23 protein-coding genes and 1 riboswitch are annotated in these 23,573 nt (G+C 66.8%); of the genes, 10 read left to right on the forward strand and 13 right to left on the reverse strand.

Annotation, left to right across the window (positions count from 1 at the left end; all coding sequences use genetic code 11):
* Positions 1-13: 13 nt before the first annotated feature.
* On the forward strand, positions 14-1,540 hold the full coding sequence (locus ACFXHA_RS26320) for a TetR family transcriptional regulator (RefSeq protein WP_379361199.1): 1,527 nt from the start codon (positions 14-16) through the stop codon (positions 1,538-1,540).
* A gap of 27 nt (positions 1,541-1,567) precedes the next feature.
* Here ACFXHA_RS26320 and ACFXHA_RS26325 read toward each other — a convergent pair whose 3' ends face one another.
* Positions 1,568-2,047: a hypothetical protein gene (locus tag ACFXHA_RS26325; protein WP_379361200.1), complete on the reverse strand. Its 480-nt coding sequence runs from the start codon at positions 2,045-2,047 to the stop codon at positions 1,568-1,570.
* 393 nt (positions 2,048-2,440) lie between these two features.
* Here ACFXHA_RS26325 and ACFXHA_RS26330 point away from each other — a divergent pair, with 393 nt between their 5' ends.
* Both ACFXHA_RS26330 and ACFXHA_RS26335 read left to right on the forward strand, forming a co-directional pair.
* The gene (locus tag ACFXHA_RS26330; protein ID WP_379361202.1) at positions 2,441-3,178 is read left to right on the forward strand and encodes a PP2C family protein-serine/threonine phosphatase; all 738 of its coding nucleotides are present in this window, start codon (positions 2,441-2,443) and stop codon (positions 3,176-3,178) included.
* Positions 3,179-3,214: 36 nt separating this feature from the next.
* Positions 3,215-3,460, forward strand: a complete 246-nt coding sequence (locus ACFXHA_RS26335) for a hypothetical protein (RefSeq protein ID WP_379361204.1) — start codon at positions 3,215-3,217, stop codon at positions 3,458-3,460.
* A gap of 18 nt (positions 3,461-3,478) precedes the next feature.
* Here the strand turns inward: ACFXHA_RS26335 and ACFXHA_RS26340 are convergent, their stop codons facing one another.
* Entirely contained in the window at positions 3,479-4,390 is a 912-nt protein-coding gene (locus ACFXHA_RS26340) for a phytanoyl-CoA dioxygenase family protein (protein ID WP_379361206.1), read from the reverse strand.
* Positions 4,391-4,617: 227 nt separating this feature from the next.
* On the opposite strand from ACFXHA_RS26340, the gene ACFXHA_RS26345 reads away from it, so the two are divergent.
* Entirely contained in the window at positions 4,618-6,012 is a 1,395-nt protein-coding gene (locus ACFXHA_RS26345) for an ammonium transporter (RefSeq protein ID WP_379361208.1), read from the forward strand.
* Positions 6,013-6,031: 19 nt separating this feature from the next.
* On the opposite strand, the gene ACFXHA_RS26350 is transcribed toward ACFXHA_RS26345, so the two are convergent.
* Positions 6,032-6,607, reverse strand: a complete 576-nt coding sequence (locus ACFXHA_RS26350; RefSeq protein ID WP_379361210.1) for a helix-turn-helix domain-containing protein — start codon at positions 6,605-6,607, stop codon at positions 6,032-6,034.
* Positions 6,608-6,727: 120 nt separating this feature from the next.
* Here ACFXHA_RS26350 and ACFXHA_RS26355 point away from each other — a divergent pair, with 120 nt between their 5' ends.
* The 4 genes from ACFXHA_RS26355 to ACFXHA_RS26370 all read left to right on the forward strand — a co-directional run bounded on the left by ACFXHA_RS26355 (position 6,728) and on the right by ACFXHA_RS26370 (position 11,068).
* Positions 6,728-7,513, forward strand: a complete 786-nt coding sequence (locus tag ACFXHA_RS26355; RefSeq protein WP_379361612.1) for an aldolase — start codon at positions 6,728-6,730, stop codon at positions 7,511-7,513.
* A gap of 29 nt (positions 7,514-7,542) precedes the next feature.
* Positions 7,543-8,430, forward strand: coding sequence for a dihydrodipicolinate synthase family protein (locus ACFXHA_RS26360; protein WP_379361212.1), 888 nt, complete (start codon positions 7,543-7,545; stop codon positions 8,428-8,430).
* Between the two features lie 206 nt (positions 8,431-8,636).
* Positions 8,637-10,061, forward strand: a complete 1,425-nt coding sequence (locus tag ACFXHA_RS26365) for an APC family permease (protein ID WP_379361214.1) — start codon at positions 8,637-8,639, stop codon at positions 10,059-10,061.
* A gap of 44 nt (positions 10,062-10,105) precedes the next feature.
* Complete coding sequence (locus ACFXHA_RS26370) at positions 10,106-11,068, forward strand: DNA polymerase domain-containing protein (RefSeq protein ID WP_379361216.1); 963 nt, start codon at positions 10,106-10,108, stop codon at positions 11,066-11,068.
* Positions 11,069-11,091: 23 nt separating this feature from the next.
* On the opposite strand, the gene ACFXHA_RS26375 is transcribed toward ACFXHA_RS26370, so the two are convergent.
* The 3 genes from ACFXHA_RS26375 to ACFXHA_RS26385 are packed head-to-tail and all read right to left on the reverse strand — an operon-like array spanning position 11,092 to position 14,858.
* Positions 11,092-12,378 (reverse strand): nitrate/sulfonate/bicarbonate ABC transporter ATP-binding protein, encoded by a 1,287-nt coding sequence (locus ACFXHA_RS26375; protein ID WP_379361217.1) that lies wholly within the window; start codon positions 12,376-12,378, stop codon positions 11,092-11,094.
* A gap of 13 nt (positions 12,379-12,391) precedes the next feature.
* Positions 12,392-14,149, reverse strand: a complete 1,758-nt coding sequence (locus tag ACFXHA_RS26380; RefSeq protein WP_379361219.1) for an ABC transporter permease — start codon at positions 14,147-14,149, stop codon at positions 12,392-12,394.
* Positions 14,150-14,159: 10 nt separating this feature from the next.
* Positions 14,160-14,858: a hypothetical protein gene (locus ACFXHA_RS26385; RefSeq protein WP_379361221.1), complete on the reverse strand. Its 699-nt coding sequence runs from the start codon at positions 14,856-14,858 to the stop codon at positions 14,160-14,162.
* Positions 14,859-15,217: 359 nt separating this feature from the next.
* Positions 15,218-15,390, reverse strand: a riboswitch (M-box (ykoK) riboswitch).
* A 97-nt stretch (positions 15,391-15,487) separates the two neighbouring features.
* Here ACFXHA_RS26385 and ACFXHA_RS26390 point away from each other — a divergent pair.
* Both ACFXHA_RS26390 and ACFXHA_RS26395 read left to right on the forward strand, forming a co-directional pair.
* Complete coding sequence (locus tag ACFXHA_RS26390; protein WP_379361614.1) at positions 15,488-16,012, forward strand: DUF3558 family protein; 525 nt, start codon at positions 15,488-15,490, stop codon at positions 16,010-16,012.
* Positions 16,012-16,524 (forward strand): DUF3558 domain-containing protein, encoded by a 513-nt coding sequence (locus ACFXHA_RS26395; protein WP_379361223.1) that lies wholly within the window; start codon positions 16,012-16,014, stop codon positions 16,522-16,524. The genes ACFXHA_RS26390 and ACFXHA_RS26395 overlap by 1 nt, the downstream gene beginning before the upstream one ends.
* On the opposite strand, the gene ACFXHA_RS26400 is transcribed toward ACFXHA_RS26395, so the two are convergent.
* The 7 genes from ACFXHA_RS26400 to ACFXHA_RS26430 form a co-directional block, all read right to left on the reverse strand.
* The gene (locus tag ACFXHA_RS26400; RefSeq protein ID WP_379361225.1) at positions 16,521-16,712 is read right to left on the reverse strand and encodes a hypothetical protein; all 192 of its coding nucleotides are present in this window, start codon (positions 16,710-16,712) and stop codon (positions 16,521-16,523) included. The genes ACFXHA_RS26395 and ACFXHA_RS26400 overlap by 4 nt on opposite strands.
* A gap of 221 nt (positions 16,713-16,933) precedes the next feature.
* Positions 16,934-17,926: an AraC family transcriptional regulator gene (locus ACFXHA_RS26405; RefSeq protein WP_379361227.1), complete on the reverse strand. Its 993-nt coding sequence runs from the start codon at positions 17,924-17,926 to the stop codon at positions 16,934-16,936.
* Entirely contained in the window at positions 17,923-18,822 is a 900-nt protein-coding gene (locus ACFXHA_RS26410) for an AraC family transcriptional regulator ligand-binding domain-containing protein (RefSeq protein ID WP_379361229.1), read from the reverse strand. Before ACFXHA_RS26410 ends, ACFXHA_RS26405 begins: the two co-directional genes overlap by 4 nt.
* A gap of 109 nt (positions 18,823-18,931) precedes the next feature.
* Positions 18,932-19,852 carry an AraC family transcriptional regulator ligand-binding domain-containing protein gene (locus ACFXHA_RS26415; protein ID WP_379361231.1) on the reverse strand — a complete coding sequence of 307 codons (921 nt, stop codon included), beginning with the start codon at positions 19,850-19,852 and terminating at the stop codon, positions 18,932-18,934.
* A gap of 154 nt (positions 19,853-20,006) precedes the next feature.
* Positions 20,007-20,198, reverse strand: a complete 192-nt coding sequence (locus ACFXHA_RS26420) for a hypothetical protein (protein WP_379361233.1) — start codon at positions 20,196-20,198, stop codon at positions 20,007-20,009.
* A gap of 41 nt (positions 20,199-20,239) precedes the next feature.
* Positions 20,240-21,940, reverse strand: coding sequence for an AMP-binding protein (locus ACFXHA_RS26425; RefSeq protein WP_379361235.1), 1,701 nt, complete (start codon positions 21,938-21,940; stop codon positions 20,240-20,242).
* Positions 21,937-23,568: an AMP-binding protein gene (locus ACFXHA_RS26430; protein ID WP_379361237.1), complete on the reverse strand. Its 1,632-nt coding sequence runs from the start codon at positions 23,566-23,568 to the stop codon at positions 21,937-21,939. Before ACFXHA_RS26430 ends, ACFXHA_RS26425 begins: the two co-directional genes overlap by 4 nt.
* Positions 23,569-23,573 lie beyond the last annotated feature (5 nt).

The raw sequence follows: 23,573 nt of genomic DNA on the forward strand, positions 1-23,573 counted from the left end.
GTCGGTTCGGAAATTGTCGACTACGGCGCTCATCGATCTTGCCTTCCTGTGTTCGACCTTCGCCGCGCGATGTGTTCGATGCGAAGGTGTTGCTATTCATGCAAGCTCGTCGCCACAGGGCGGGCACTATCGTGTTGTGGTCGAATCCGTATCGATGAGATCGATCGGTCTCACCCGCTGTAACAGGGTGTCTCGATGTTCTGATCAACCCCAGCGGAGGGGATGCCCACGGCGCGGTGGGTTCGTCGACAACCGGTGTGGGAAGGCTGTCATGACCGACAACGACCAGACCGCGGACCGCCAACTGGCAGAGGCCGCGATCGACGTCATGCTCAACGATCCGATCGCCCTCCTCGACCGCGGCCTACCCATCGAGCGCATCTGTGACCAGGCGCATTTCGGTCGCGCCACGTTCTTCCGGCGGTATGGGACCAAGGATCAGTTCATTCACGCCGTGCTGGAGGGTCTGGTGCGCTCCGCCGTGCGCGGCGACGATGTCAAGGCGGTCAGCAGGACGATGCTCGAGGCGCACGACGGTGATGTCGTGCGCGCCGTGCACGCCATGGCGGAGGCGTACTTCGACAAGGCAGACGAACTGGTTGGTACCGATAGGGCCATGCTGGCAACGGTTTTCGGGCATGACCGAGGGCAGTTCGCGCGCCGGCTGCGCGAGACGTACGGGCGGCGCGACGCCACGGCGGTGGAGGCATTCAACACGCTCGTCGGAAGCCGGGGGGCGACGCTGCGAAAGCCCTTCACGGTGAAGCGGCTTGCGCTGGTCCTCACCGCACTGCTCGACGGTATGTTGCTGCGCCGGCGCATCGATCCGCATGCCGTCTCGGCGCAGTTGCTCGCCGACGCCGTACTGGCGATCGCCGGCTCGGTGTTGAACGCCGAGCAGGAATATGTCGATGTCTACGACAAATTGGGGGTGTTCGCCCCGAATCCTGCTGCCGCGGCGTCTGTTCCGAGCGATCCCAGAGGGGCGATGATCGGAGCCGCCCGGGACGAATTCGGTAAGCGCGGCTACTTCGCGTCCTCGCTGGACACCATTGCCGGAGTGGCCGGTGTACCGGTTTCCATTGCCCGGCAGATTTTTCCGACCAAGCCGCACATCATCGTCGGCGCATTGCGTACCGGATACGCCAAGCTGTCGGAATCGATGGACGACGACCTGATGATCCACGGCGACCACGTCGACCTGGTGGTGCGCAAGCACCTGGAACGGTTCGCGCAGCTGGTGGCGCAGGAGACGGTCTTCATGGATGCCCTGATGGCCGCGGTCGCCCACGATACCTACAGCGAGCCGGAAGGAATGCTGGCGATCAAGGAGGAATTGGATTTCCCGGCGCTGCTGGAGCCGGTCGTATTGCGAGGCCAGCGCAACGGTCGTTTCGACAAGAACTTGTCCTCACGCGATATCGCCGCACTCGTCACCAATACGATGCTGCTGCGCTGCTTCACCCGCAGAGGCGTTGCGGCGGAGGACAATGCGGGATTCGTCAGCACCCTGCTACTCGACGGCCTGAAGACGCGCTGACCCCCCGGTCAGCGCGTCTTCGGCTGTTCACGCCGTGGCCGGAACCGTGCCGAGGGTCGCCAGTTTTCGGGTCAGCTTCCAGCGCTTGGTCAGTACCCGGTCGCAGGAGGAGACCATTCCCCACCTGCTCGACCAGGACGACATCCAGATGTTCACGCCGGTGCGGGTCGGGTCCACGGCTTCCAGATCGATGGACAGTACGGGGTTCTCCATATGGAGCGAACCCAGCCCCCATCCGCGCGACTGAAAATTGAATTGTCCGCGGCCGTCGACGCGGTGCCAGCCCACGCCGTGGAAATGCTGTTCGATCAGCTGGGCCGTCGGCTGAATCGGTGCGGCCACCAGGATATCGAGCTGTCGCCGGGTCTGGAAGCTCATCACCCATGCGGCGATGATGAGCGCGCCCGCCCAGATCAGCACGAAGACCACGACCGATCCGGCACCGGCCGATCCCGCCGCGAACAAGCCCACGACGCCTATCACGACCCAGAGCAGAAAAATCTCCATCGATTCACTCCGTCACGCTATTTCCAGTTGCCGTCGTGCACCGGGCATACCTGCCCGGAATTGTTACATCGGCTGCAGGTGGTAGTGCTGGTCGCGCCCCTTCCTCCGCAGCCCTGGCAGTCCTGCAGCGGGCGGGAGCATTTCTTGCATTTGAGACCGGCGCCCATGGTGTGTCCTTTCACGGTGTCGCCATTGATATTTCACCGACAAACGTATCGAGAGCGGTCGATCGCGTCAGTACGCCGAATACACGACAACGCCGATCCCGCAACGCCTGTCGGACATATGGCTGACAGACGGCCGGTATGGACTGTGCGATGGTCGATACGGCATTCAGTCAAGCCGGCGTGCGCCGGCGGAATCGGGCAATTCATGAGGATCCGGATCTCGACCGTGACTCATCGGGGTTTGGAACGACGGCGCAACGAGGACAGTGTCGGCTGGAACGGGTGGTCGATGCACGGGCACAGCCCCGCGGCGTTCGCGATCGAGCTCGATGTCGACGCGCCCACGACGCTGGTGGTGTGCGACGGTCTCGGCGGGCACAGCGGTGGTCTGGAGGCCAGTCGGCTCGCCTGCGAAATCCTCACCGAGCCAGGGATTCTCACGCAGGATGGGAATGCCGACACGGTGACCGCACAACTGGCGAAGCAACTGCAGCATGCCTCCGATGTCATCAACGACATTTCTTCGTCGCGGACCCATCTTTCCGGCATGGGATGCGCGATCGCGGGAGCCACCATCCTGGCCGACGGGCACGCGATAGCGTTCAGCCTCGGCGATTCTCGCTGCTATCGAGTCGAAGGACAGCGCCTCGCACGACTGACCGCCGACCGGCACCGGACCAGGGGAGCGGCCGTGCGGCAGGCACTCGGAGCCGGACGCCGTACTGTGCTGCGCCCGGAATTCGAGACCTGCAGACTGCCGGATACCTCGGGCCTGCTGCTGTGCAGCGGCGGTTTGCACAACTTCGCCCATGTCGCCGACATCGCCCGGATAGCCGCGGTCGGTGCACCGGATGTGGCGGCCCGGCTGCGTGATCTCGCCTTGTCCGGCGGCGGCGGCGACAACATCACCGTCGCCCATCTGTCGGCCGTTCAGCCGATGGCAGGCGCGAACACCGCGCCATAGCCTCGAATGCGTCCCGTTCTCCCGAGGAGAGTTGTCATGACCGAAGCTGATGAACCCAAAAGCCCTTCGACTTTCGGAGAGGTCGCGGGCGACGCCGTCGTTCGTGCCGCCGAGGCCGTCGATATCGCCGCCGCGGCGGCGCGCCAGGCCGGTCTGGTCGGGAAGAACGGCAAGGTCTCCAAGTTCCGGGTGGCGAAGGCCGCGCTACGCCCGGGCTCGACCGCGCAGGGGCTCCTCGCGGGGGCCGCCGCCGAGATCAAGCGCAAGCGCGACGGGAAATAGTCGCCGGCCGAATGGATCTCAGCCCGCGGCGTGGCTGCGCCGTAGTGAGCCGACCGCACGCTGGTAGTCCAGCGCCAGTTCCTCCGGGATCGGGGTGTGGGTGGTCGGGTGCAGGAAGTCGCGCAGGTTGGTGCCGGTGCACGCCGAATCCACATTGCGGGCGCCCCGGATCGTGGCGACATCGCCGATATGGACGGTGCGGAAGTCGATGGAGAAGCGGGTGACGCCGGAGGTGTTCGGCAGCGACGAGTGTAATTGGTTGCCGGAGAACATCATCAGACCACCCGGTTCGGGGAGGACCGTCACGGTCGGCTCCAGATCGGCGGCGGGGTCGAGGATTTTGGGCTGCACCCGGGTGTCGGCGCCGACGTGGGTGGCGGCGTTGTAGCGGGAGGTGCGGTTCCACTCGTCGTAGTCGTAGCCGTCGGAGGAGTTGCGGACCGGGGCGTCGAAGTAGCGGGGGTGGAAGCACATCGCGTTGTGTTCGGTCACCGGGAAGATGGGCAGCCACCAGTTGACCTGGTTGAAGGGGGCTGAGTACCAGGTGTCGCGGTGGGCGTGGAAGACGTAGGAGATGCCGGTGGTCAGGTAACCGTCGGAGGTCGAGGTGCGCAGGCGGGGGACATCGAAGTAGGTGTGCTCGTCGCAGCCGTGGGATTGCATGAGTTCGGCGACCAATTGCTTGGAGCGTTCGTGGTGGATGAAGCGCGGCTTGAGTTCCGCGAGGATCTCCACCATCCGATCCACCGGTAGTTCGTGCTGTGCGGTCTGCGGATCCAGCGGGCCGAAGGCCTCGGTGATGAGTTCCTGGGCGAAGGCGGTCAGGGCCGTGGAGGCTTTGTTCGCGGGGTAGACAACCACCGCGCCGCCGTAGAGAAGTTCACGCCGCCGAGCATCGGTCACCTGCGGCGCAGAGTACACAATTGTCATGACAAGTCCTGCAGCTCAATCGAATCGGAGAGCGGCGGCAGCGGTGGCACGACCCCCCGGGTAGTCGCAGTCGACGGTACCGGCACAGCGTTGCGCCGTCGAGAATTTCGGCGAGCTGTCCGGAGCCTCGCGGTGAATTCATCGTCTCGAAACCCAGACGGGTGTCCGGTCGAAACAGCGGTTCTCGATGCTGTGCCCGAATTCCTGTTGGATATAGAGGTGCGTTTGTGAATCCGGGAGATACCGCGTGGGTGCTGGCCAGTGCGGCGCTGGTCATGTTGATGACGCCGGGGCTGGCGTTCTTCTACGGTGGCATGGTGGGCGGCAAGAGCGTCCTGAACATGTTGATGATGAATTTCATCTGTCTAGGTGTCGTTTCGACGTTGTGGCTGCTGTACGGGTACAGCGAGGCGTTCGGCAGCGATGTGTTCCGGGGGCTGGTGGGCGGGGTGTCGCACACGCTGTTGCGGGCGACGCAGGGGACGGTGTCCGGGCCTGCCGGGCATCAGATTCCGACCATGGCGTTCGTGATGTTCCAGTTGATGTTCGCGGTCATTACGACGGCGCTGATCAGCGGGGCGATCGCGGGGCGGACGCGATTCTGGGCATGGCTGGGTTTCACCGTGTTGTGGGTGACCGTCGTGTATTTCCCTGTCGCGCATTGGGTTTTCAGTGCGAGCGGGTTCACCAATACCGACCCGTCGGGTAATTCCGCGGATATCGGAGGCTGGATTGTCAACCGGCTCAAGGCCTTCGACTTCGCCGGAGGTACCGCGGTGCACATCAACGCGGGCGCGGCGGCGCTGGCGGTCGCCCTGGTGATCGGCAAACGGCAGGGCTGGCCGCGCACCGTCCCGCGTCCGCACAATGTGCCGTTCACGCTGCTGGGCGCGTCCCTGCTGTGGTTCGGGTGGTACGGCTTCAATGCCGGATCCGCCTTGACCGCAGGCGATCTCGCCGCCCTGGCGTTCACCAACACCACCATCGCGACGGGCGCGGCCTCGTTGGCGTGGATCATTGTCGAGCAGGTGCGCGACGGTAAGCCGACCACGCTCGGGGCTTCCTCGGGCGCGGTCGCCGGACTGGTGGCGATCACACCCGCCTGCGGCTTCGTGGGCACGGTCGGCGCGCTGGTCATCGGCATCGCGGCCGGGGTGTGCTGCGCGCTCGCGGTGAGCCTGAAATTCAGCTTCGGCTATGACGATTCGCTCGACGTGGTGGGCGTGCACCTGGTCGGCGGGCTGGTGGGGACGTTGCTGATCGGGCTGTTCGCCGATGCCTCGGTGAATCCGGCCGGCGGCAACGGGCTGCTCTACGGCGGCGGGGTCACCCAGCTGTTGCGGCAGGCCATCGCGGCGCTGGCCGTGATGACGTATTCGTTCCTGGCGACGCTGCTGCTGGCGTGGATTGTCGACAAGCTGATCGGATTCCGTGTCGACCGCGAAGCGGAGGTGAACGGCATCGACGAGTCCGAGCATGCCGAATCCGCGTATGACGGCGCGTTCGTGGTGAGCGGTCCGGTCGCCACGCCGGCGCAACCGCGTGTCCCGGCAATGCCGCAGCGTCGACAGCCGAGCCCGCCGACCCGCCCCGCGCCGCGACCGCGCGATCCGTACTGGTGATGCCGCGAACGTTCGATTGTCAGATGGCCTCGGAACCCTCGGGTTCCGGGGCCTTTTCGATGGCATCGCGGTCGTGCACGACGATGATCACTTCGGCCCGCTGCGGGGAGATCGACCGCAACCGGTGCGGGGTGTTGGCGTCGAAGTAGAGGCTGTCGCCCTCGTTCAGGGTCAGCACGTTGCCCGGGATGGAGACCTCGACCGCGCCCTTGTGGACGAAGACGAATTCGTCGCCGTGGTGTTCGGTGTGGTCGGCGACCGGTTCGGTGCTGGGCGTCACCACGAACGGCTGCATGGCCTTGCCGACGATCTGGGTGGCCAGCGGCTGATAGTTCGCGGGTCCGGCCGCCGGCGGCTCGGCCCGCTCGCTGCCGCGCTCGATCGCCATCAACGCGCTGCGGTCGGGGTTGTCGGAGAACAGTTGGGCGACATCGGCTTCCAGCACGTGCGCGATGCGCAGCGCGACGGCGATGGAGGGGGTGCTGAGGCCGCGTTCGATCTTGGAGAGGTAGCTCTTCGTCAGACCCGTGCGCTCGGCGAGGGCGTCCAGGGACAGGCCCGCCCGGCGGCGATGGGATCTCAGGAAGGCGGCCACGGTGTCTCCTCGCTCGCATGCGCGGGGTTGCGCATGAGGAAACCTAGAGTATCTTGATGACACAAGGTGTCATATGGTGCACATGGTTTCTTGGAGGGAGATCCGCTCTTGGCGACGACGATGAACCTGGGCAAGCCGGAATTGATGGCGGCCGCCGAGCGCGCCATGCGCACGGAGATCCCGGCCGGGTCCTGGACCGATCGGCAGAAGATCGCCCTGACCTGTCGGGCGCTGTCCGATGCCGGACATGATTCGGGGCTGGCCGGGCAGATCTCGGCGCGCGCGACCGCGCCCGGCACCTTCCTCACCCAGCGGTTGGGCCTGGGCTTCGACGAGATCACCGATGCGAATCTGCTGCTGGTCGACGAGGACCTGACCGTGCTCGAGGGCGGGGGAATGGCCAACCCGGCCAATCGCTTCCACAGCTGGATCTACCGCGCCCGGCCCGACGTCAACTGCATCGTGCACACGCATTCGCTGCATGTGGCGGCGCTGTCGATGCTCGAAGTGCCGCTGCAGGTCTCGCAGATGGATCTCGCGCCGCTTTACGACGACTGCGCCTTCCTGGCCGACTGGCCCGGCGTGCCGGTCGGCAACGAGGAGGGGGAGATCATCTCCGCGGCCCTCGGCGACAAGCGGGCCATTCTGCTCGCCCATCACGGGCAACTCGTCGTCGGTGCGACCATCGAGGAGGCGTGCTCGCTGGCGCATCTCATCGAGCGCGCCGCGCACCTGCAGCTGCTGGCCATGGCGGCCGGCGAGATCAAGCCGCTGCCTCCACGTCTGGCGCAGGAAGCCCACGACTGGACGTTGCGGCCCAAACGTAGCGAGGCCAATTTCGCCTACTACGCGCGTCGGGTGCTCCGGCGTCATCCAGATGTGTTCGAGCTCGACAATTCGGAGTAAGCAATGCCTGTTGCGGTTTGGAGTAAGCAATGCCTGTAGCTGTTTCTGGAATCGTGGCCTACCCGGTGACCCCGTTCACGGCCGACGGGAACAAGATCGACACCGCCGCCCTGCACATCCTGATCGATCGGATGATCGACGCCGGGGTGGACGCGCTCGCGCCGCTGGGCAGTACGGGGGAGAGCGCCTACCTCGACGATGACGAATGGACCACCGTCGCCGCCGAATCCATCGAGCGCGCGGCCGGGCGGGTGCCCACGGTGGTCGGGGTTTCCGAGGTCACCACGGCGGGCACCATCAAGCGGGCCCGGATCGCGGAGAGCCGGGGTGCGGACGCGATCATGGTGCTGCCGATCTCGTATTGGCGGTTGTCCGAACGTGAACTGCGGCAGCACTTCACCGCGGTCGCGGAGTCGGTGGGCATCCCGGTGATGGCCTACAACAATCCGGGGACCACCGGCATCGACATGCCGCCGGAGTTCCTGGTGGAGTTGGTGACCGAGGTCGACAACATCACCATGATCAAGGAGTCGACCGGCGATATCGGGCGGATGCACCGGATCGCCGAGCTGACCGGCGGTGCGGTGCCGTTCTTCAACGGCAGTAATCCGCTGGCGCGCAGTGCCTTCCAGGCCGGTGCGGCCGGCTGGTGCACGGCGGCACCGTGTCTGGTGCCCGAGCAGGTGGTGGCGTTCTGGAAGCTGCTGCTCGCCAATGAGATCGACCAGGTCGATCGGCTCTTCGCGCGGCTGGAACCGCTACTGCGGCTGTTGGTTTCGCGTCCGCTGCCGGCGACGGTGAAGGCTGGGCTGCGCACCCTCGGTTTCGAGGCCGGTGATCCCCGCCCGCCGCTGCTCGCGCTGGAGGCTGCGGTCGTGGATGAGCTGGAGATTCTGATCGAGGCCGTCCGCGACTGATTCGAAATCGGGAATATCGAATATCCGTCCGTGCGAATTACCTTCGTATGGGCGGATATTCGGCGTGTTCGTGAAATTGGAACAATCGAATTATTGCGTGAGATCCATTTAACTACCCCTTAACGGTGCGCCGTTCTCCGGAAATGCGATATCCCCACACTCTGAGGTGTCAGAAATTCCCGGGGGGCGAATAAGGAAGCACCGCAATGAGTTACACAGAATTCGAACCGGCCACCTCCACGACATCACCCGCCACCGGACTGCGCAGCGGTGTGCTCGGCTTCCCCGCGCTGCTGGCGCAGTCGGTGGCCCTGATCTCGCCGACCATGACCGCCGCGCTCATCATCCCGCTGGCCTTCTCCTCGGCCGGTTCCGGCACCTGGATGGCCTACCTGTTCGGCACCGGGATGCTGCTGTTCGTGGCCTTCAATCTCAATCAGTTCGCGCGGCGCTCGACGTCGCCGGGATCGATGTACGCCTACATCGGACGCGGGCTCGGGCCGATCAGCGGCGTGTTGTCGGGCTGGGCATTGCTGTGGTGTTATCTGTTCATCGGCATCGCCGGAATGACCGGGTTCGCCATATTCGGCCGGGAAGTGCTGAGCTTGCTCGGAATTCACGCGAATATTCCGTCGGTCGTCTTCTTCGCGCTGCTCGGGGTTATCGCGTGGGCGCTGGCGGTGAAGGATGTCCGGCTGTCCTCGATGCTCACGCTGATACTCGAAGGCATTTCCGTGGTCTGCATTCTCGCGCTGGCCGTCGTGGTGGTGTTCGCGCACGGAATTCACGTCGACACCGATCAGCTGGCGCTGCACGGGACTTCGGCGCGCGGGATGAGCCTGGCCGTCGTCGCCTGCATCTTCAGCCTGGTGGGTTTCGAGAGCGCGACCGCGATGGGCGGCGAAGCACGAGATCCGTTGCGCAGCATCCCGCGAGCGGTGGTGTGGAGCCTGGTCATCGCCGGACTGTTCTTCGTGGTGATGAGCTATGTCGAGGTCTACGGCACCCGCGATTCCAGCGCCACCCTCGACACGCTGGCCATGCCGCTCAACACCCTCGCCGACCTCGACAAGGTGGGCTTCTTCAAACTCCCCATCGACCTCGGCGCGATGATCAGCTTCTTCGCGCTGTCGCTGTCGTGTCTGAATGCCGGTGCGCGGCTGATCTATCCGATGGCGCGGCATTCCGTGTTCCCGGCGGCGCTGGGAAAGGTGCACGCCGCCAACGCGACTCCGTCGATCGCGCTCACCGCCTACATCCTGCTCATGGTGGCGGTGCCCGCGTTCTGGTCGGCCGGGACCGACACCCTGACCATCTTCAATGACGCCGGCACCCTGGCCGCCTTCGGCTTCCTGCTGGTCTACTTCATGGTCGTGGTGGCCGCGCCGGTGTATCTGCGCAAGCTCGGCGCGCTGTCGCGGCGGGCAGTCGTGATCGCGGTGGCGGGGTTCGTGTTCCTGCTGGTCCCCGCCGTCGGCAGCTTCTATCCGCTGCCGCCGTGGCCGGTGGACCTGTTCCCCTACATCTTCCTGGTGTACCTGCTGCTGGGCGGCGGGTGGTTGTGGCTGGCCGGCCGACGACATCCAGGAATCCTGGCCGAGATCGAGGCCGACCTCGAATCCCCGCGCTGACGCGGGTAGTTGACGACGGAACTGTCGGGGCGCATGGTGGGCCGATGGGCGATGACGTGCGGGCCGGACTGAAGTTCTCCAGTCTCGACAGTCCCTTGTTCGACGGGGCCGAGGCCACCAAAGGCGATCTGATCGACTACCTGGAGGCCGTCGGGGAGCGCATGGTGCCGGTGCTGCGGGAGCGGCCGCTGTCGGTGGTGCGGGTGCGGCCGGGGCAGGAACCCTTCATGCAGAAGAACCTGCCCAAGTACACGCCCGACTGGGTGCAACGGGCCACGCTGTGGGCGGGAAGTTCGAAGCGGGAGATCTCCTATGCGCTGTGCGACGATGTACGCACGCTGCTGTGGTTCGGCAATCAGCGGGCGGTCGAGTATCACGTGACCCTGCTGACGGCCGCGGGATTGGTCGACTATTCCGGCAGCCCAACGCATCTCGTGCTGGATATCGACCCCGCGCCGGAGGCCGGGTTCGATCAGGTGGTCGGCGCGGCCGAACTGATCCGGCGGGCCCTCGAGGCCGACGGGCTCGCGGGAGCGGTGAAAACATCGGGCTCCAAGGGTGTTCACATCTTCGTGCCGGTGGTCGACGGCGTCGATCTCGAGGACGCGGCGGCCGCCACCCGCGCGATCGCGGCCCGCGCGGAACGCCTCGACCCGGACCTCGCCACCACGGCCTTCATTCGAGAAGACCGCGGCGGCAAGGTTTTCCTGGACTCCACCCGGGCCGGCGGCGCGACGGTAGTGGCCGCCTACAGTCCGCGCATCCGGCCGGGCGCGACGGTGTCGTTCCCGATCGCGTGGGCCGATCTTCCTCATATCGACCCGCGCGAGTTCACGATTCGCACCGCCGTCAAGGAGCTCGGCGATCGAGACCCGTGGTCCGAGCTCATGCCCGCACCACAGGTGTTGCCCGCCGACCTGATCGCCGAGGGACACACCATTCCGGTCGCCCGGGTGCAGGCCATGCACGAGGGCAAGCGCCGGGCGCGGGCCAAACGCGACGATTGAGCCTTACGGGAGCGCCGAATGTTCTAGGCGTGCACGGGATGCCGCAGGAACATGCGCTCATCCGCATCGTACTCGTACAGCTCGCCGTAGCGTCCCCAGTCCACCGCGGTGCGCAACTGCCGCCGTGCCGCGTCCTCGGTGAAGTTGCGCCGCAACAGATCCAGGAAGAACCCGTCGCGGATGCGTTGATTCTTGGCTCCGGCCAGGGCGTGGTCGATGGCCGTGACCAGCGGCGCCTTGGCGCGCGCCACCCGCGCGAAAATGGCCTTGGCCGTGTCGATGTCGGCATCGATGAACATCCGGCCGTCGACGGTGAGCTCGAGATCGCCGTCGGCCGCGGTGGCCAGGCCCAACAGCCGCGCGGCATCGACCAGCGGCATGATGTCGTCGAGTTCGAAGCGCAGCCCGGTGGCCAGCTCCGGCAGATCGGCGCGGCCGCCGCCCATGGCGACCAGATCGAGCATGCCCGCGATACCGTCCACACTGGCCTCGGGCAGCGGCCGGTTGGTCGGTGTGGGCGTGACGGTCTCGTGGTCGCCGTCGTAGGGGGAATCGGTGAGCATGCGGTACGCGTGGTCCACCAGATTCTGGAACTGGGTGGTGCGGGGATCGCGCGGCTGCGCCATCCCGATCTTGATCTCGCCCTTGATCCGCCCGGGATTGTTGTCCAGCACCAGGATTCGATCGGCGAGCTGCACCGCTTCCTCGATATTGTGGGTGACCATCAGCATGGTCTTGGTGGGGAAGGCAGTCTCGTTCCACAACCGCATGAGCTCGCCGCGCAGGTTCTCCGCGGTGAGCACGTCCAGCGCGGAGAACGGTTCGTCCATGAGCAGCACCTCCGGCCGCACCACCAGGGCGCGTGCGAAGCCGACGCGCTGCCGCATGCCGCCGGAAAGCTCCTTGGGATAGGCATTCTCGAAGCCGTCGAGCCCGATCATGTCGATGGCGTCGGTGACCCGTTCGTCGCGTTCGTAGGACGCGATGCCCTGGGCGCGCAGCCCGAGTTCGACATTCTGGCGCACGGTCAGCCACGGCAGCAGCGCGAAGGTCTGAAACACCATGGCGGTACTGGGATTCGGTTCGGTGATCTCGGTCTCGCGCAGCCGCGCGGTCCCGGCCGACGGCTGCACCAGCCCGGCGATGATGCGCATGAGCGTGGACTTGCCGGAGCCGGATTTGCCGAGCAGCGCGACGATTTCGCCCTCCCGCAGTTCCATGCGGACATCGGACAGAACCGCCAGCTGTTCGCCGGACGGGTTGGTGAAGTTCTTGGTGACGCGATCCACGGTGATGACGGGTGCGGACATGGCGTCCTCCTTTCTAGACGAGCGCGTACCGGGTCTCGGCGGTGCGCTGTAGTCGCCGCCAGACCAGGCGGTTGATGGCCACGGTCACCACGGACATCACGAGCGTGCCGAGCAGCACCTTCGCGAATTGATCGTTGGTGGTGGCATTGGTGATGTACGCGCCCAGACCGAAGGCCTCCAGGTGCGTGCCGCCGGATTCGACGACCTCGCCGACGAGCGTGGCGTTCCACGCACCGCCGAACGCGGTGATCGCACCGACCACATAGCCGGGGGCGATCGCGGGCAGGATCAACGACTTCCAGCGTTCCCGCCCGTGCACGCCCAGATCGTCCATGGCCTCGCGCAGATCGGTGGGGATCTGCCCGGCGGCCGCGATCACGTTGAACAGCACGTACCACTGCGCGCCCAGCGCCATCAGCACGGTGCCGCCGATATTGAGCGAGATGCCGGTGTAGGTCAGTCCCGCGACCACGAAGATGTACAGGAACTGGGCCGGGAAACTCGCCATCACCTGCACCACCGGTTGCGCGAACCGGCAGATGCGCGGATTCATGCCGATCCACACGCCGACCGGCACCCACACGATGGTGGAGAAGACCAGCAGCACCGCCACCCGGCTGAGGCTGGCCAGACCCATCAGCGAGGCGGGCCCGAACTCGGCGAAACCGACTGTGCGCTCGAAGTATCGGGCCAGCGTCCACGCGCCCCAGCCCAGCGCCGCGAACAGCACGGCGAAGAACACCGCATCCCCGGCCAGGCTGCCGCGCTTGGCGTCGTAGGGCGAGCGGGTGGCGCGCCCGAAGATCCGCATGCTGCGATCGATGCCCTCGCCGACCGGCCGCAACCGGGTCGCGATCCGAGTGGGAATCGTGGTGCGCCGCAACAGATCCAGCACCAGACTGCGTGGAGCCTGCGCGGATTCGGTGTGCTCCACCCGGAATCGCTCCGACCAGGCCGTGAACGGCCGCCAGAACAGCACGTTCACCAGCACGATGGTGGCGACCATGACGACAGCGCCGATCATGAGCTTGCCGACCGCGGCCTCCGACGTCGCGGCGGCGATGAACGAACCCATGCCGGGCAGCGCCTGATCATTGCCGGACACGCTGATGACCTCCGAGGACGCCAGCATGAACCAGGCCCCGCCGAAACTCATCATGCCGTTCCAGACCATGGGGATCATGGCCGCGGGAATCTCGACCCGGGTCAGCCGCTGCCAGCGGGTCAGCCGCATCATGCGCGCCGATTCGTCCAGCTCACGCGGCATATTCCGGAGGGCCTGATAGTAGGCGAAGGTCATGTTCCAGGCCATCGCGGTGAAGATGGCGAACACGCACGCCGCCTCCGCGCCCAGATACGAGCCCGGGAACAGCGCGATGAACGCCGTCACCGTGATCGATACCAGCGCCAGCACCGGCACCGACTGCAGAATGTCGAGCAACGGGATGAGCACCTTCTCCGCGCGCCGGGAGTGCGCGGCCCACTGGCCGACGACGAGCGTGAAGATGAGGGACGCGACCAGCCCGGCGAACATCCGCAGCGTGGTGCGCGCCGCGTAGTAGGGCAGGTTCGCTGGATCGGTGGAGACGGTGTCGGGGCTGTCGCCCGGCATCCACGGCACCGAGATGTCGCGAAAGAGCTTGACCACCAACACCGTCAGCACCACGCCGGCGGCCAGCAGCAGATAGTCGGCCGGGCGCAGCCCGTTGCGGGCCCGGCGGACCTCGGGAGTTGTCTTGGGGCTGTTGGGGATTGCAATTTGCAGAGTCATGTCTGTTACCTCATTCGGCGGCCGGCGGCGCGTTCACGACATTGAAGAAGTGGATCGCCGACCCGATCAGCGCGGGCACGCCGATGAGCACGTTGAACACCACGACCCCCATGCCCGCGCCGATGACCGCCCCGGCCAGACAGCCGACGATCGCGCCCACCGGACCGGCCGCGACGGTGGTGAGTGCACCGGCGAACAGGCACCCGAGCGGGCCGCCGATGACGGCTCCGAGCAGTGTGGCCACCGCGACGGCCGCACCGATCTCGGTGTTGACGTGGCCCATCGCATTGTTGAAGCGATCCTCGGGGCTGTCGCTGTCGCTGATCGGACTCAGATCGAAGGTCCGCACGGGTGCGCCGACGGCCTGTTCGGTCTGGGCGCGCTCCTCGTCGGTGAGCGGCCGGGCCCGGTCGGGGCGCGGCGCGAGAACGGCCGTGTTGCCGTCGATTCGGGCATCGATCGGGTACATGGTGCCCTGCTTGGCCAGCTGCAACGGCAGCGAGCTCACGACGATCCCGGCGGGGTCGAGGATCTGCAGGCGGTCGTGATCGACCCGCAGCGAGCCCGCGTCGGTGTGCAGTTGGACCGTCCGATCGACGATCGTGGCCCGGGCCTCGATGGCCGCGGGTTCGGCGTGCGCGGTGGCGTGCGTGGTCAGCAGGGCGGCGCTGGTCAACGCGGCCAGCCAGGCGAACATGCGAATTCTCATCAGGATGGTGTCCCCTCATCTGCCGCCGCCCGGCACGGTATTGCGGGCAGCGGTGAATTCCGTCGCGCACGATTGCGCGGACGGCATATGGCATTGGCGGAATTCCGAATTCAGTCGGAAATCGGCATGCGAATATCACGGAACCGCGCAGTGTGCGGCACCGGAATATCGGTGGATTTACGCGCGTCGAGGCGACGCGACGTCGATATGTTTAGTGGCCCGCTCGCAGGCGGAGGGGCCGGCCCGGAGACTCCGGACTGTCAGAGGGCGTCATCTGGCTGCCCCGACCTCCTCAAACTGGTTGAACGCGATACGACAGCGCACACGGGGGAAGGTCGTCCGGCGAAACCGGAACGGGACGAACACCCTCTCGTCAGAGTTTTGGCACTGTGCGACGTATTCCGCTTCCGCGGGAAAGCCACTTTGGATAACCCCTTAATCCGGGGAAATCTGTCCTAACCTTGGGCGTCTCTCGACGTCGTCAGATCAGTGGCCTGTGTTCGTACAGGAGCCTCGCCTATCGAGGTGCGACATCGAACGTAGTTAATGTCCTGTGAATTGTCAAAATTCATATTCGATCGTGGCGTGGATCGCACGACCGGTGGCGTTCGCCTACGCTGGTCGGCGTGATGAGAGCGGTGGGCGTGGCGGCAGGGATCGCCCTGATCGGGGTGGCGGTCGCGGGCTGCGGCGGCACCTCGACGCCGCAGGCGGCCACGACCACGAGTGCCGCGCCCAAAGCGGTACTGGCGTCACCGAATACGATCGGGCTCTGCGGTGGGGTGTCGGACGCGGAGGTCGGGCGGCAGGCGGGGCTCGCCGATCCGGCTCGGGTGTCGGTGAATGCCCTGAGTTGCGTATGGCAGCCGGGCAGCGGTGGCGACGCGGTGATCTTCCACTGGTTCCGGGGCAGTTCGCTCGAGGAACGCCGCACCCAGGTGACCACCGGCAAGCCCGCCACCGTTCAGGTCGCGGGGCAGGCCGGGATCGAATGGCGGGACGCGAGCGGGTGTGAGGTGGCGGTCGCGTTCGGCGATACCGACTTCATCGACTGGACGGTGCGGCACACCGTGCCCGGCGGTTCGAACACCCAGTCCTGCCCGGGCGTCGAAGCGCTGGCCGCGGCCACGTTGCAACAGGCGGGACAGGGCTGATGGCACGCTGGTACTCCCGAATCGCGGTGGCGGCGTTGCTGATCGCCACGGTGACCGGCTGCTCGCACGGGGGCAAACAGGACGATGCGCGCGTGTCCTCGGATCCGAACTTCCTGGCCGGTTGCGGACCATTGGAAGATCAGAAGCTGGCGAGCGCCATCAATGTCACCGGTATGAAGCGGCTCAGCGAGCCCACCATCTGCGACTGGACCGCCGTCAACGCGGGCGGTGGTGCGGTCGACCTCACCTATGCCTGGCTGCGAGACGACACGCTTTCCCGCGAGGTTCAGGTCGCGGGCCAATTCGGTTACCAGATCGAACGATTGGTGGTCCGGAACTTCGGCGGCATGTACTGGCGCGATCCGAAGGATCCGGGCAGTTGCGCGGTGACGGTGGCCGATACCGGGACCGTCACCTGGTGGGTGCACAACCGCGATCACACCGCCCGGCCCGATCCCTGCGCGGCGGCGATGGCCCTGATGACCGCGGTGCTGTCCGTCGACGGCGTCTAGTGCTCCAGGAACGTCGCCACGATGTTCCAGAACATCCCCCGGTCCACGCTGTGGAAATCCCAGCTCTCGGTGAGGCTGTGGGTGGCGCTCACGATGGCCGGGATGTCGAAGTCGTGCCGGGTTGCGGTGCCCTTGGCCTCCACGGCCGTGACGACGTAGGCGGTGGCGGTTTCTGCGGTGTGGGCCACGAGGAAGCTCCAATCGATTAACCGGTCCGGGTGGGTGCTGCAACGCCGTGGCGAGCCTCGCGGCCGGCGCGTCCTGGCGTTCCCGACCAGTCTTGTTTCCGGTTCCGCCACAGGGGAGTTCCGAAGACGCCAAACCTAACCGGGGCACGCCAACCTAGCTGTGTGGTTGCCGGAATACCGTACGGTAGGTGCGATTTCGGCTTTCGGGCGGGGTCGGATTCTCATGAATCATCGCGTTCCCGCCACCGATTCACCGCCCGCCGCAGGCTCGCCGGATCCGCGTATCCGAGGAATTCCGCCTGCTGGGCGCGCGAAAGGTGTTCGGCCCGGCGCAATCTGCGGCGGCGCGCGCGATCCACCTCGCGGCGCCACGTGGTTCCGGCATCTGCCAGGCGCCGCTGTAATGATCTTGGTGACGTCAGCAGCCGTCGCGCTACCGCCTCCAACGTGGCCGGACCCTCCTCCAGCGCCGCGTCGAGCGCATCGCCGAGCTGATCGAGCCAGCTCACCCCGAACTCGGGCGTGGTGGGCAGGGTGGCCGCGTAGGACAGCAGCACGGTCGTCAACTCCGGATCGGCCGACTTCATCGGCAGCGCCAGATCCGCCGTCCGCAGCGTCACGGTGTCCGCGACACAGCCGAAATCGATTGCGCGGGTGCCGAACAGGCTGACGAACCGGCTTCGATCCGCCGGTGCCGGCTGCCGGAAGCTCACCTGCGACGGCACCACCGGACAGCGCGTGGCCGCGCGACCCCGGCCCAGCACCAAGGCGAAACAGCACTGCACCAACAACTCTCGGCCCCGGCAGTCGTCCACGGCCGAGAGCACCTCGTAGCGGACCTCGTGCTCGGTACGCTCGGCGATCCGGAATTGGTAACTCGTGGTGAGGCTGCCGGTGTGGCGCGTACATGCCTCCAGCGCCGAACCCAGCGTGTCCGCCGACAGGAACAGGTACTCGAGCAATCCGAACTCGCCGGGCGTGCTCTCCTCCGAGACCCGCAGTGCGATATCGGGATCGCCGGACTCCTGCTCGAGCAGCTCCCACACGCGCAGGCAGTACCGCGGCGTCACCCGGTCGCCCTCACCGCCCTCGCGCCAGGCGGGCACACCCGCCAGCCGGGCGATGCGATCGGCGTCGAGCCCGGCCCCGGCGGCGCGTTCGAGAGCGAACCGGGCCATGAGAATGCTGTCGTGGCAATCGGATCGGCTGCTCACGACGATCCGTCGCCGGCCCGCATGCGGGCGCTCGCCAGCTCCCGGTGCCAGCCGGTTCCCGCCGCCGCGAGCCGCCGCTGCAGTGTCCGCGTACTGGTGTTCAGGTGCCGGGCCATGTCGTCCAAGGTCACCGGGTGCGGTGTCGGCGCCCCGATCCTGGCCGAATCCAGCTCGGCGGCTACGAGATCGGCCCAGGCGCGGGCAGGCGGTTCGGGTAGGACGGTCGCCCGGGCGCCGCGGCGCAGCACCGCGGCCAGTCCCGGATTCGCACTGTGCTGCGGCCGATCCAGGTCGGCGCGACGCAGTGTCAACGAGTTGGCGGCGGCCCCGAATTCGATGGTGCTGGTGCCGAAGAACTCGAGGAACGGCGCATGGTGGCGCGGTGCGCGCTGGCGGAAGGTGATCGCCGCGGGCACGATCGCCGCCTGCGCGCCGAATCTGGCACGGGCGGTGAGGAAGGCGAAACTGGCCTGCGCCGCCAGTTCCGCACCGCGGCTGTCGGCGTCGCTCGCGGTATCGGTGGTCAGGGTGAGGTGCCGGTCCGTCTCGGCCGCCACCTGCAGCCGCCGGGCACTGCTCATCCGCGAACCGAATTCCCCTGCCGCGCATAATCCTTCGCCGACGGTCGCGGCCGTGGACAGCAGATAGTCGGTCATCCCCAGTTCTCCCATTCCGTATCGCCGGGCCGCCAGCAGGCCCACGTGGGCCGAGTCGATCCGCCGTTCGAACAACTCCCACAGCCGCGGATAGCACTGGCCCGGAAGGCTTCCCGGCGGCCCGTCCAGCGCGCCGGGTCCGACACCCGCCGCCCGCGCCAACTCCAGCGGATTCAACCCCATCGTGCGCGCCCGCCGCAGCACGAAGCGGGCGAGCAACACACTGTCCGATCCGGTCATTCGTGCCCCGCCGTCGTCCCGGCCCGGAGCGGTCCCGTCCGCCGGGTGTGGGCCGTCCTGCCAGAACGAAGACGTGCGCTCGTTGGGGTGCGGATGTATCGGGGGTCGGTCATAGCGCTTCTCTCCGCTGCGCGGCAGCCGGATCGGGGGTGAGCTGTTCCAGGTGGCGTTTGCGGGCGCGGTCGACCTCGAGGCGCCAGGTGGTGCCGGATTCGGCGAGCCGGCGTTGCAGGGTGCGGGGGCTGGTGTAGAGGCGGCGGGCGACTTCCTCCAGCAGCTGGTCGGACTCGTCGAGGACACCGGCCAGTGCGGTCGCCACGCGGTCGGGCCATTCGGTGGCGCGCGGGGGCGGCGGGGGGAGGGCGGCGGCGTGCCGGCGTAGCACCGCCGCGAGCATCGGATCCGCGGTGACGTGCGGCAGTTCGAGGTCGGCGACGCGGTAGGTGACGCTGTTGCGGAAGGCCCCGAATTCCAGATCGGCGGTACCGAAATAATCGACGAAGGCGGCGTGACTGCGCGGGGCCCGCTGCTGGAAGCTCATGCGCACGGGATCGATTCCGCGACCGGTCATCTGGCGGACTCGCGAGACCACCAGGCCCAGCCCGGACTGCACGCTCAGCTCCCGGCCCAGGCCCTCGGCATTGATCATGTGCAGGTCGAACGAGGACTCGGTCTCGGTCTGCACACCCGCCTCGAAGCGGAAGTTGGTGCTCACCGCGCCGATATAGGGGTTGATGGCGGTCAGCCCGTCGTACAGCGTCTCCGCGGTCGAGATCAGATAGTCGAAGAGGCCGAACTCACCGAGCCGGTATTCCCCCAGCACCCGCAGGGTCGCGTCCGGATCGCCGGATTCGTGGGTGAGCAGCTCCCACAGCCGCGGATAGATGTCGCTGGCCACCCGCGCGGTATCCGCGGCCGCCAGCCAGTCCGGCAGCCCGGCCTGGCGCGCCAGCCGATGCGGATCGATACCCACCCGGGCCGCGTGGCGCAGGACGAACCGGGGCAGCGTGACGGTATCGGAGGTGTGCATACGCCAATGGTGCGGGGAATTCCCGGCCGGAAACCGGGAATTCGCCGAACTGTGAGGCAGCCCGCTCGACCAGGGTCATCCGGCGCTCGACCATGGTCATCCGGTGCACAGGAAGGTTGCCGCCGGGTTGTCGGGGCTGCTCGGCGGGGCGGGGTCAGGCGCGGATGAACGAGGCCGCGATGCCCCAGAACCTGCGACGATCGAGCACGTGGAAATCCCATGTCTGCGTGAGACTGTGGGTGGTGGTGACGATGCCCGGAATGTCGAAGTCCTCGCGGGTCGCCGTGCCCTTGGCCTCGAGGGCGGCAATGACGTAGGCGGTCGCGGTTTCCACGGTGTGGGGCACGGGAGCTCCGATCTGTCGTAGTGGCAAGGGGCGGTGCGGATTCAGCGGGTGATGTCGTTCAGTACGTCCTCGTAGCGGTACTCGGTGGAGAGGGTTTCGCCGGCCGCGTGCGCCTGCTCCTCGCGGCGACGCAGGTCGACGCGGCGGATCTTGCCGGAGATGGTTTTCGGTAGTTCCGTGAATTCCAGACGGCGGACCCGAAGGTACGGGGCCAGGTGATCGCGGGCGTATTCGAGGATGGCGCGGGCGGTTTCGCGGTTCGGCTCCCATCCTGCCGCCAGCGAGACGTACGCCTTGGGCACCGCGAGGCGCGTGTCGTCCGGCTGCGGCACCACGGCGGCCTCCACCACGGCCGGATGCTCGATGAGCACGCTCTCCAGCTCGAAGGGCGAGACCTTGTAGTCGGAGGATTTGAACACGTCATCGGTGCGGCCGATATAGGTGATGTAGCCGTCCGAATCCCGCACGGCCACATCGCCGGTGTGGTAGTAGCCGCCGTCCATGACCGCGGCATTGCGCTCCGGGTCGCCGAGGTAGCCGGTCATCAGATTCACCGGTGCCGCGGCGAGATCCAGGCAGATCTCGCCCTCGTCGGCGAGCTGCCCGGTGATCGGATCCACCAGCACCACCGGCACCCCGGGCGCGGGACGGCCCATGGAACCGGGCTTGAGCGGCTGGCCGGGCGTATTGCCCACCTGCAGCGTGGTTTCGGTCTGGCCGAAGCCGTCGCGGATGGTCAGGCCCCAGGCCTTCTCCACCTGGGCGATGACATCCGGGTTCAATGGTTCACCCGCGCCGAGGATTTCACGCAGCCCGATCGGACGCTCGCCCAGATCGGCCTGAATCAGCATGCGCCACACCGTGGGCGGGGCGCAGAACGTATTCACCTCGGCGCGGCGCAGCTGATCGAGCAGGGCCGCGGCATCGAAACGCGCGTAGTTGTAGACGAATACGGTCGCCTCGGCCAGCCACGGCGCGAAGAAGCAGCTCCAGGCGTGCTTGGCCCAGCCGGGCGCACTGATGGCCAGGTGAACGTCGCCGGGCCGGGCGCCGATCCAGTACATGGTGCTCAAATGACCGACCGGGTAACTGATCTGGGAGTGCTGCACCATCTTCGGCTTGCTGGTGGTGCCGGAGGTGAAGTACACCAGCAGCGGATCGGTCACCTCGGTGCCGGGCCGGAACGGGCCCGCGGATTCGACCTGCGCGGCGTCGGTGTAGTCGTGCCAGCCGGGCACCGGCTCGCCCACCACAATGCGCGTGTAGTCGCCGGGCACCTCGTCGAACTTGGCCGTGTCGGCGTCGTTGGCGATCACGAAACGTGCTGCGGCGCGCTCGATCCGGTCGGTCAGATCGGCCGGGCCCAGGGCTCCGGTGGTCGGCATGATGACCGCACCCAGTTTGGCCACCGCCAGCATGGCCTCCCACAGCTGCACCTGATTGCCCAGCATCAGCATGACGCGGTCGCCCTTGCCGACACCCAATCCGGCCAGCCAGGTCGCCACCCGGTCCGAGCGTTCGGCCATCTCGGCGAAGCCGACCCGCTGCTCGGACCCGTCCTCCTCGACGATCCACAGCGCGGGACGGTCGTTGCCGCGGGCGATGACGTCGAACCAGTCGGTGGCCCAGTTGAATTCGCCGCTCAGCTGCGGCCATGCGAAATCGCGGACCGCGGCGTCGTAGTCCGTGGCCGCGGCCAGCAGCCCGTCGCGGGCGGCACGGTAGGCGTCGGTGTTCGTCATACGTCCTCCTCGATCAGCCGGGCGCCGATCTCGCGCATCTCGACCTTGCGAATCTTGCCGGTGACCGTCATCGGGAATTCCTCGACCAGGTGCACGTAGCGGGGAATCTTGTAGTGGGCGAGCTTGCCGGTGCAGTACTCGCGCAGGCTCTCGGCGGTCAAAGGTGTTGTGTCCGGGCGCATCCGGATCCACGCCATCAGTTCTTCGCCGTACTTGGCGTCGGGCACACCGATCACCTGGGCGTCGAGGATGTCGGGATGGGTGTAGAGGAATTCCTCGATCTCGCGCGGGTAGATGTTCTCGCCGCCCCGGATGACCATGTCCTTGATCCGGCCGGTGATGGCGACGTAGCCGTCACCGTCCATGGTGGCCAGATCGCCGGTGTGCATCCAGCGCGCGGCGTCGATGGACTCGGCGGTCTTCTCCGGCTCGCCCCAGTAGCCGAGCATCACCGAATAGCCGCGCGTGCACAGCTCACCGGCCTGCCCGCGCGGGACGGTCACCCCGGTGACCGGGTCCACGATCTTGATTTCGATGTGCGGCCCGGCCCGGCCGACGGTGGCGGTGCGCTGCGCCAGCGAATCGTCGCGGCGGGTCTGGGTGGACACCGGGGAGGTCTCGGTCATGCCGTAGCAGATGCTCACCTCCCGCATGCCCATCCGGTCGATGACCTGCTTCATCACCTCGACCGGGCACGGCGACCCGGCCATGATGCCGGTGCGCAGGGACGACAGGTCATAGGTGTCGAATTCGGGGTCGGCCAGCTCGGCGATGAACATGGTCGGCACCCCGTAGAGCGAGGTGCAGCGCTCGGCCGCGACGGTCTGCAGGGTGGCGCGCGGATCGAAGGCCGGGGCCGGAATCACCATGGCCGCACCGTGACTGGTGGCGGCCAGATTGCCCATCACCATGCCGAAGCAGTGGTAGAAGGGGACCGGAATGCAGATCTTGTCCTGCTCGGTGTAGCCGCACAGTTCCCCGACGAAATAGCCGTTGTTGAGGATGTTGTGGTGGCTGAGCGTCGCGCCCTTGGGGAAACCCGTTGTGCCCGAGGTGTATTGGATATTGATCGGATCGTCGGTGGACAAGCCGGACAGCGCCGCCGCCAGCAGGTCCGGGTCGGCGGCGCGACCGGTGGTGAACAGCTCCCGCCACTGCGGACTGTCGAGCAGCACCACCTGCTCCAGGTCCTGGCAGTCCGGCCGCACCTCGGTGATCATGGCCGCGTAGTCCGACGTCTTGAACGCGGGAGCCGCCACCAGTAGCCGAATCCCGGCCTGCCGCAGCACATAGCGCAGCTCGTGCGACCGGTACGCCGGATTGATATTGACCAGGATCGCGCCGATCTTGGCGGTCGCGTACTGGGTCAGCGTCCACTGCGGGCAGTTCGGGGCCCAGATGCCGACCCGGTCGCCCTTGCCGATCCCGGCCGCCAGCAGACCCAGCGCCAGCGCGTCCACCTCGGCGGTGAACTCGCGGTAGGTCCACCGGATGCCGGTGGTGTAGTCGACGAGCGCCTCACGATCCGGATACGCGGCCGTCGTCCGATCCAGATTCGCGCCGATGGTGTCGCCGAGCAGCGGGGAGTCCCAGACCCCGAACGCATAGCTCTCCGTGCTCTCACTCACACCAG

This window comes from Nocardia sp. NPDC059240 (assembly GCF_042753865.1).
In the GTDB taxonomy this organism is placed as follows: Bacteria; Actinomycetota; Actinomycetes; order Mycobacteriales; family Mycobacteriaceae; genus Nocardia.

Coding starts and splice junctions, on each gene's coding strand:
- ACFXHA_RS26325 (WP_379361200.1), bottom strand. CDS start 2,047: ATGGAGATTTTTCTGCTCTGGGTCGTGATAGGCGTCGTGGGCTTGTTC.
- ACFXHA_RS26335 (WP_379361204.1), top strand. CDS start 3,215: ATGACCGAAGCTGATGAACCCAAAAGCCCTTCGACTTTCGGAGAGGTC.
- ACFXHA_RS26340 (WP_379361206.1), bottom strand. CDS start 4,390: ATGACAATTGTGTACTCTGCGCCGCAGGTGACCGATGCTCGGCGGCGT.
- ACFXHA_RS26355 (WP_379361612.1), top strand. CDS start 6,728: ATGAACCTGGGCAAGCCGGAATTGATGGCGGCCGCCGAGCGCGCCATG.
- ACFXHA_RS26360 (WP_379361212.1), top strand. CDS start 7,543: ATGCCTGTAGCTGTTTCTGGAATCGTGGCCTACCCGGTGACCCCGTTC.
- ACFXHA_RS26365 (WP_379361214.1), top strand. CDS start 8,637: ATGAGTTACACAGAATTCGAACCGGCCACCTCCACGACATCACCCGCC.
- ACFXHA_RS26370 (WP_379361216.1), top strand. CDS start 10,106: ATGGGCGATGACGTGCGGGCCGGACTGAAGTTCTCCAGTCTCGACAGT.
- ACFXHA_RS26375 (WP_379361217.1), bottom strand. CDS start 12,378: ATGTCCGCACCCGTCATCACCGTGGATCGCGTCACCAAGAACTTCACC.
- ACFXHA_RS26380 (WP_379361219.1), bottom strand. CDS start 14,149: ATGACTCTGCAAATTGCAATCCCCAACAGCCCCAAGACAACTCCCGAG.
- ACFXHA_RS26385 (WP_379361221.1), bottom strand. CDS start 14,858: ATGAGAATTCGCATGTTCGCCTGGCTGGCCGCGTTGACCAGCGCCGCC.
- ACFXHA_RS26390 (WP_379361614.1), top strand. CDS start 15,488: ATGAGAGCGGTGGGCGTGGCGGCAGGGATCGCCCTGATCGGGGTGGCG.
- ACFXHA_RS26395 (WP_379361223.1), top strand. CDS start 16,012: ATGGCACGCTGGTACTCCCGAATCGCGGTGGCGGCGTTGCTGATCGCC.
- ACFXHA_RS26410 (WP_379361229.1), bottom strand. CDS start 18,822: ATGACCGGATCGGACAGTGTGTTGCTCGCCCGCTTCGTGCTGCGGCGG.
- ACFXHA_RS26415 (WP_379361231.1), bottom strand. CDS start 19,852: ATGCACACCTCCGATACCGTCACGCTGCCCCGGTTCGTCCTGCGCCAC.
- ACFXHA_RS26425 (WP_379361235.1), bottom strand. CDS start 21,940: ATGACGAACACCGACGCCTACCGTGCCGCCCGCGACGGGCTGCTGGCC.